Raw genomic sequence first — 4,613 nt, 5'->3', positions numbered from 1 at the left:
ATCGTAAAAAAGGAAAATAGATCGATAAAAACAGAACTACATCGTACAATAAAAGTCTTTATAATGATTATCCCGACAGGCTCCTAGTATCTCAGAGAAACCACAGATATAGAGAGATCCTGTTGGTTTTAATATCCTAGCCACTTGACTAATCCATTTAATAGACCACACAATGTAGTTTTCTTGGCTTTTAAAGTTATCCCAATCTGCTTTCTTAAGATTATAGGGTGGATCAGCAAAAACTAGATGAGCAGAAGAATCCGGTAGAGATTTTAACCAATCAATTGAATCTCCTTGATATATTTTCCCGTTAGGATGCTCATATTGAAGTTGAAAACTACAATTAAAAAGTTTTTGCTGTAACATATATGCCCCTGTTAAATAAAGTCATAATTAAGTATTTACAGCTTAAATATACTATAAAAGAAATTAAAAATATATTACATTTTCGAATTATTTACATTTTTTTATTTTTTTCCTATTAGGAGTTTGCGTAAGGGTAGATACTGCAACAGATTTAACAGCTTTAGAAGTTTTAGGATATCTTAAAAGCTTTGCCGCTTTAGATGTAACTTTTTTTGAAGTCTTTTCGTTCCTTCCCAATTTAATTCACCTCCTTTTCGATTTGCTCAAGTGCTGCCGGATTTTGTTTTCCATCTCCAAGAGCTTGGCCTTCGCCTCCTTTTTCCTGGCAATTTCTTGCTTTTCTGTCCGAATGCTTATGAGGATAAAAGGTATCCCGCCGAGGATCAGCGCGGACCCCACGGCGATGAGGGTAATGCCCAGCTTCAGATCTTCTCCGTAAACGACCGCGATTATCCCAAAAGAGATCAAGAACAAAATCGTCCCCAGAAGGATAAAAAGGCAGGAGTAGCCGGTCTCCGGGTCATCGTAAAGGATTTTGGGATTGTAGTAGTTATTAACGAGCTCGCCGCAGCCCGCGCCGTATCCAAAAAGGAGCTTTTCCTGCGCCTCTTTATATAAAGACTCCATATCGGGCGAGTCCTTAGATTCGCCGGCGTTGACCAGGGAAACGTACTGGTGCCACTTCTTTTTTCCCTCGTTGATGCTCACAAGCCGTTCCTTGAGCCCCCCTGCCGCTCCCCGGCCCTTCAGCTTCCCCTTGAGCAGGGATATGTTTTCATCGAGCCTGTCAACTATGGAAATAAGGTCGGCCGTGACCAGGCCGTCGTGAAAGGATACCTTATGGACGCTCCCGCAGTACGCGCATGTTGCAGTACCCGATTTTCTCGGGATGTCTACATTAGCGCCGCAGTTCTTGCAGGTAAAGGTCTCGATCTGCATGAAGTCCCTTTAAATAATATTTCAGCGTTCCTTTTCAGCCGTCAGCACTTGGAAAACCCGCAGGCGGTGCAGGTTATGCAGCCGCTCTCGTGGACCACGGCGGCGCCGCAGTCGGGGCAGGTCGCTATCCTGGGGCCCGAGGTTATCTCGGGCATCGATTTCCCGTTTATGTTGGGATTGTCCGTCTCCTCGATATACTCCCTCAATGCCTTTGAGATCGCATCGGAGCAGGAGAGGATCTGTGACCCGTGGTCGAAGATCGGCGACGGGCAGCGGATGCCGGAGAGCTGCTTTATGATGGAGTTTACGTCAATCCCGGAGCGCAGGGCCAGGGAGATGAGCCTTCCGGTCGTCTCGTTTTGGGAGGCGCTGCACCCGCCCGCCTTTCCCATCTGGGCGAAGACCTCGAAGAGGCCCTCCTCGTCCTCGTTGATGGTGACGTAGAGGTCGCCGCAGCCGGTCTTCATCTTCCTTGTGGTTCCCCACATGACCCTCGCCCTCGCCCTCGGCTTTGCTGGGACCTCCCGATGGATCTCCACCTGAACGATGTCCTTTATATCGTCCTGGCCCTCCCCCCTCTCCCTGTTGACCTCGCCGATATTCAGGACCTGGGCGTCCCTGCTCTTATCGCGGTAGACGGTGACCCCCTTGCAGCCGAGCTCGTAGGCGAGCTCGTAGACCTTCCTGATGTCCTCCTTGGTGGCGTCTTCGGAGAAGTTCACCGTCTTGCTGACGGCGTTGTCGGTGTATTTCTGGAAGGCGGCCTGCATTCTTATGTGCCACTCGGGGGAGATGTCGTGGGCGGTGACAAAGACCCGCTTTACATCTTCGGGGATTTCGTCGATATCCTTGAGGCTCCCCTTCTCCGCTATCTTACGCATCAGCTCTTCCGAGTAAAATCCCTCCTCTATCGCCCTTTTTTCGAAGAGCTCGTTTACCTCGACGAGCTCGTCGTCGTCCATGACGTTTCTGATGAACGAGAGGGCAAAGATAGGCTCGATGCCGGAGCTGGTGTTGGCGATGATGCTCAAGGTTCCCGTGGGGGCGATGGTCGTCGTGGTGGCGTTTCGCATCATCCTGAAGCCACCCTTTTCCCATTTGCTGCCGTAGAAGTTCGGGAAGGAGCCGCGATCGAGGGCGAGCTTGATGGAGCGGTCCCGGGCCTTCGTCCTGATAAAAGACATGACGTCCTCCGCGGTTTTGAGCGCCTCCACGGAGTTGTATGGGATGTTGAGCTTAATCAGCATCTCGGCGAATCCCATGACCCCGAGCCCGATCTTCCTGTTGCCCTTGGTTTTCTCCTCGATCTCCGGGAGGGGGTAGTTGTTCATGTCGATGACGTTGTCCAAGAAGTGGACCGCATCTTCGGTTACTCGGCCGAGCTTGTCGTAGTCGATCTCGGCGAGATCCCCTGAGCCGTTTCCCCCCTTTACCATGTTCGAGAGGTTTATGGAGCCGAGGTTGCACGACTCGTAGGGAAGGAGGGGCTGCTCCCCGCAGGGGTTGGTGGACTCGATCTCGCCCACGTTCGGGGTCGGGTTGTCCTTGTTCAGGCGGTCGAGGAAGATAATCCCCGGCTCGCCGTTTTTCCACGCCATCTCGACTATCTGGTTGAATATCTCGGCGCTGTTCTCTTTCCCGGCCGGCTCCCCCGTTCTGGGATTCTTGAGCTCGTAGTAAGCCCCCTCTTTCTCTGCCTTCATGAACTCTTCGGTCATTGCCACGGATATATTGAAGTTGTTTAGTTTTTTTGTTTCCTCCTTGCAGTGGATGAAATCGACGATGTCGGGGTGGTCGACCCTCAATATCCCCATATTGGCGCCTCTCCTGGTTCCCCCCTGCTTGATGGTTTCCGTTGCGGCGTCAAATACGGTCATAAAGGAGATCGGCCCGCTGGATATTCCCTTGGTGCTCTTGACGCGGTCGCTCTTGGGCCTGAGCTTCGAGAATGAAAACCCGGTCCCCCCGCCGCTCTTGTGAATCAGCGCCGTGTGCTTTACCGCCTCGAATATGCTCTCCATCGAGTCCTCTACCGGCAGCACGAAGCACGCGGAGAGCTGCTGAAGCTCCCTGCCGGCGTTCATCAGCGTGGGGGAGTTGGGGAGGAAATCGAGGGACGCCATGAGGCTGTAAAACGTTCGGGCGAGCTCGTCTGTGTCGGCCTCCGGGTCGTATTTGGTCTCCGCTAAGGCGATGTTTTCGGCCACCCTTACAAACATCTCCTTGGGATCTTCAACGGTATTGCCCTCTTCGTCCTTCTTCAGATAGCGGCGGCTCAACACGGTGATCGAGTTTTCGTCAAGGCTCGGCTCAGGAAGACCGAACGCATCTTCCGTGTTGTCCTCGTCGTAGTCGAGAGGAACCTCGAAGGTGTCTTCAATATCTGCGCTCATTTCGGCCCTTAAAAGCTCGGCCATTGCCGCCTCATCTTGATCTACCTCCGGATCATCTGAGGATTCGATATCCTTCAAAGTCCTTTCAAAGGACTCAAAAGAGATATCTTCAGACTCGTCGACTTCCTTTTCGGGGAGGTCTTCGAGGGAGCTCACAAGCTCCGATTTTGCCGGCTCAAGGTAATCATCCTTCACGACAGAATGGTTCGGCTTAAATTCCTCCTCAGCTTTTTCCGATGTTTGTTCATTGTGGGGCATCTTGGGTTCTTCCTCCATCTTTAAACCCCCCTTTACCGGGAAAAGCTCGCCGTTTCCGTTCTCCTTAAGCTTTTCATCCTTCTTCAAAAAATCGCTTCCCGCTGACATGATATGCCCCTTTTTGATATTAATAGGTTTTAAAAGAAATATTTAGCTGGTTTTCGCTGCAGTTGCTCTGTCTTTTATCTTGCTCGTCTCTGCTTTGTATGAATCAAAAACGAAATATCTTTTTTACACTTCGTTTATAGCGCTCTTCAGGATTAGTCGGGTCTCCGGCGGGAATACCGAACAAATTCAAAATTCGATTTATCTTTCAAATATAATCCGTCAACTTTATATCCCGTCCCCCTTTAACATTACTTGTTATCAGCCCATTCTGTCAAGATTCAAGTTCCCTTCAAATACTATCTGTCACCTTTTTCCACATCCCCCATTAACGTCTGCCCCTTCCGTCCCCTTTTCCCATATGGTGCCGGCCCCTTCCATCCCGTCCCCTTTTCAAGATGCCTCCACCTGCCATTCCCCCCTTCGCCCCGTCCCTATTAGCATTACTCAGTATCGGCCCATTTTGTAAATACCCAAGATACCTCCGCTTGCCATCCGTCACCCATTCAACCCGTCTCCTTTTCAAGATGCCTCCACCTGCCATTTCCCCCT

The 4,613-nt window shown here is 50.8% G+C and carries 4 protein-coding genes; all 4 read right to left on the bottom strand.

The annotated features are described in order from the left end of the window. Positions 1-36: 36 nt before the first annotated feature. The 4 genes from JW984_02875 to JW984_02860 all read right to left on the bottom strand — a co-directional run bounded on the left by JW984_02875 (position 37) and on the right by JW984_02860 (position 3,698). Positions 37-366 (bottom strand): hypothetical protein, encoded by a 330-nt coding sequence (locus JW984_02875; GenBank protein ID MBN1572121.1) that lies wholly within the window; start codon positions 364-366, stop codon positions 37-39. Positions 367-453: 87 nt separating this feature from the next. Next, positions 454-603, bottom strand: coding sequence for a hypothetical protein (locus JW984_02870; protein MBN1572120.1), 150 nt, complete (start codon positions 601-603; stop codon positions 454-456). Between the two features lie 6 nt (positions 604-609). Then, positions 610-1,305: a hypothetical protein gene (locus JW984_02865; GenBank protein MBN1572119.1), complete on the bottom strand. Its 696-nt coding sequence runs from the start codon at positions 1,303-1,305 to the stop codon at positions 610-612. A gap of 41 nt (positions 1,306-1,346) precedes the next feature. Then, on the bottom strand, positions 1,347-3,698 hold the full coding sequence (locus tag JW984_02860; protein ID MBN1572118.1) for a vitamin B12-dependent ribonucleotide reductase: 2,352 nt from the start codon (positions 3,696-3,698) through the stop codon (positions 1,347-1,349). Between the last annotated feature and the right edge of the window lie 915 nt (positions 3,699-4,613).

The organism is Candidatus Zymogenus saltonus (genome assembly GCA_016929395.1).
GTDB classification, from domain to species: domain Bacteria; phylum Desulfobacterota; class Zymogenia; order Zymogenales; family Zymogenaceae; genus Zymogenus; species Zymogenus saltonus.
This window is presented reverse-complemented; position numbering and strand designations above follow the sequence as displayed.